The sequence below is a fragment of the Mesorhizobium sp. CO1-1-11 genome (assembly GCF_020164995.1).
Classification (GTDB): Bacteria; Pseudomonadota; Alphaproteobacteria; order Rhizobiales; family Rhizobiaceae; genus Mesorhizobium; species Mesorhizobium australicum.
In genome coordinates this window covers 2,501-6,178 of the sequence record NZ_JAIUHE010000052.1, presented here as the reverse complement: position 1 = coordinate 6,178, position 3,678 = coordinate 2,501, and the positions used below count along the sequence as shown (strand labels likewise).

2 rRNA genes are annotated in these 3,678 nt (G+C 54.2%); both read right to left on the bottom strand.

The features are described 5' to 3' along the window. Positions 1–164: 164 nt before the first annotated feature. Positions 165–279: ribosomal RNA gene (rrf, locus tag LB554_RS29350) — 5S ribosomal RNA — on the bottom strand. Positions 280–552: 273 nt separating this feature from the next. After that, positions 553–3,384: ribosomal RNA gene (locus LB554_RS29345) — 23S ribosomal RNA — on the bottom strand. Positions 3,385–3,678: the final 294 nt, after the last annotated feature.

The window sequence follows — 3,678 nt, the reverse complement described above, 5'->3', positions numbered from 1 at the left end:
CCAAATGAAAGGGCCGCTTAGAGCGGCCCGGGATCCCTTGGTGGGCCTTTATGCATGTTGCCCAAAAGTGTTAGCGGTTTGGGGCAACGACGTGCATCGAACGAAGTGCAGAGAAGATTTCACTGTCATCCGATTGGATGAGAGTTTGAACGTGCGTTTTGCAGACCTGGCAGCGACCTACTCTCCCGCGTCTTGAGACGAAGTACCATCAGCGCTGGAGCGTTTCACGGCCGAGTTCGGAATGGGATCGGGTGCAGCCGCTCCGCCATAACCACCAGGTCGGCAAAACGCACGTTATTCGAGAAGCTGGGTTAGGGATTAGGCAGTAGGGAATGGTGAGTAGGGGATACCTGCTCGCCATCCGGCCGTGCCGTTGCCCGTCTTTCCGCGCCAAGGCGATGCTTTGCAGTTTGCTTCCGGGCAAAGCCCGCAAGCGCGACTGCGCGTCGCCGGTCGTCCGGCGCCCTCGCGGAGCATAGGCCCGTAAGGGCCGCTCATGCGTGAGCGCTGGTCAGACCATTTGACTTCATCAAATGGGTATTAGGAATGAGAACGATCAAGCCGATCGAACTATTAGTACCGGTAAGCTTCAAGCGTTGCCGCTCTTCCACACCCGGCCTATCAACGTGGTCGTCTTCCACGGTTCTCAGGGAATACTCGTTTTAAGGTGGGTTTCCCGCTTAGATGCCTTCAGCGGTTATCCCGTCCGGATATAGCTACCCTGCTATGCGGCTGGCGCCACAACAGGTCCACCAGAGATCCGTCCATCCCGGTCCTCTCGTACTAGGGACAGATCCTTTCAATATTCCTACACCCACGGCAGATAGGGACCGAACTGTCTCACGACGTTCTGAACCCAACTCACGTACCGCTTTAAATGGCGAACAGCCATACCCTTGGGACCTGCTCCAGCCCCAGGATGCGATGAGTCGACATCGAGGTGCCAAACAACCCCGTCGATATGGACTCTTGGGGGTCATCAGCCTGTTATCCCCGGCGTACCTTTTATCCGTTGAGCGATGGCCCTTCCACGCGGGACCACCGGATCACTATGACCGACTTTCGTCTCTGCTCGACTTGTCAGTCTCGCAGTCAGGCAGGCTTATGCCATTGCACTCAGCGAACGATTTCCGACCGTTCTGAGCCCACCATCGCGCGCCTCCGTTACTCTTTAGGAGGCGACCGCCCCAGTCAAACTACCCACCATACATTGTCCCGGACCCGGATAACGGGCCGCGGTTAGACATCCATAGTGATAAGGGTGGTATTTCAAGGGTGGCTCCACCTGAGCTGGCGCCCAGGTTTCAAAGCCTACCACCTATCCTACACATGCCACTACGAATGCCAATGTAAAGCTATAGTAAAGGTGCACGGGGTCTTTCCGTCTAACCGCAGGAACCCCGCATCTTCACGGGGAATTCAATTTCACTGAGTCTATGCTGGAGACAGCGGGGAAGTCGTTACGCCATTCGTGCAGGTCGGAACTTACCCGACAAGGAATTTCGCTACCTTAGGACCGTTATAGTTACGGCCGCCGTTTACTGGGGCTTCGATTCAGAGCTTGCACCCCTCCTCTTAACCTTCCAGCACCGGGCAGGCGTCAGACCCTATACGTCGTCTTGCGACTTCGCAGAGCCCTGTGTTTTTGATAAACAGTCGCTACCCCCTGGTCTGTGCCACCCTCCTCCACTTGCGTGGAAAAGGGTCACGCTTCTTCCGAAGTTACGCGTGCAATTTGCCGAGTTCCTTCAGCATAGTTCTCTCAAGCGCCTTGGTATACTCTACCAGACCACCAGTGTCGGTTTCGGGTACGGTTTATAAGGAGGAGCTATTTCCTGGAACCACGCAGCAGCCCGTTCAATCCGATAAGATTGGACTACCTCAATGATCCGTCACTACCTCCAAGCCCACGAATATTAACGTGGTTCCCATCGACTACGCGTTTCCGCCTCGTCTTAGGGGCCGGCTAACCCTGCTCAGATTAGCTTTAAGCAGGAACCCTTGGTCTTTCGGCGGGGGAGTCTCTCACTCCCCTTACGTTACTCATGTCAGCATTCGCACTTCTGATACCTCCACCACCCCTCACGGGTATGGCTTCGTCAGCTTACAGAACGCTCCGCTACCGCTTGGCCCTTGCGGACCAAACCCTAAGCTTCGGTGTATGGCTTTAGCCCCGTTACATTTTCGGCGCAAAGACCCTTATTTAGACCAGTGAGCTGTTACGCTTTCTTTAAATGATGGCTGCTTCTAAGCCAACATCCTGGTTGTTTTGGGATCCTCACATCCTTTCCCACTTAGCCATAACTTGGGGACCTTAGCTGTAGGTCAGGGTTGTTTCCCTTTTCACGACGGACGTTAGCACCCGCCGTGTGTCTGCCGACTAGTACTCCCAGGTATTCGGAGTTTGGTTAGGTTTGGTAATCCGGTGAGGACCCCTAGCCCATCCAGTGCTCTACCCCCTGGGGTATTCGGTCGACGCTCTACCTAAATAGATTTCGCGGAGAACCAGCTATTTCCGAGTTTGATTGGCCTTTCACCCCTAGCCACAAGTCATCCCGAACTATTGCAACAGTTATGGGTTCGGTCCTCCAGTAAGTGTTACCTTACCTTCAACCTGCTCATGGCTAGATCACTCGGTTTCGGGTCTAATGCGACGAACTGAACGCCCTGTTCAGACTCGCTTTCGCTGCGCCTACACCTAGCGGTTTAAGCTTGCTCGTCACACTAAGTCGCTGACCCATTATACAAAAGGTACGTGGTCACCCAGGACGAACCTTGGGCTTCCACTGTTTGTAGGCAACCGGTTTCAGGTACTCTTTCACTCCCCTTGTCGGGGTGCTTTTCACCTTTCCCTCACGGTACTAGTTCGCTATCGGTCATGCACGAGTACTTAGGCTTGGAGGGTGGTCCCCCCAATTTCAGACAGGATTTCACGTGTCCCGCCTTACTCGAGGACGATTGATTGCATTACGCGTACGGGGCTGTCACCCACTATGGCCCTACTTTCCAGAAGGTTCCGCTTGTCTCTCAATCGCCACTGGCCTGGTCCGGGTTCGCTCGCCACTACTTCCGGAGTCTCGGTTGATGTCCTTTCCTACGGGTACTTAGATGTTTCAGTTCCCCGCGTTCGCCACTTTATCCCTATGTATTCAGGATAAGTTACCTATATCTGATACTTGGAAACCACAGCAGCACCAGCGCAATCTCGAAGAGATTGTCGCTCATGCTACTCTGATTTTCCAAGCACCTTAGGTGGGTTTCCCCATTCGGAAATCTACGGATCAAAGGGTATTCGCACCTCCCCGTAGCTTATCGCAGCGTATCACGTCCTTCATCGCCTGTGCATGCCAAGGCATCCACCAATTGCCCTTAAGACACTTGATCGTTCTCATTGCCAATACCCATCGCGCAATCCCAAGGATTATCGCTTCAGCCTCCCCCTTGCGGGACCGGCATCCGCGCAATCCCGAAGGGATTGTCGCCACGCGATCTCGAAGAGATCGTCGCGTCAGCCAAATCCTGTGCAGGACCCGGCTTGATGTCATTGGCACAAAAAGACCAGCTTCTCGAGATCGGTTCGAGGGTGCGGTTAGGCAAGCCCATCATATGCAAGGGATTGAGCGTCCCTTGCGACAAATCATGACCCTTGCGGCTCATGAAGTTCGAACAAATCTTCTC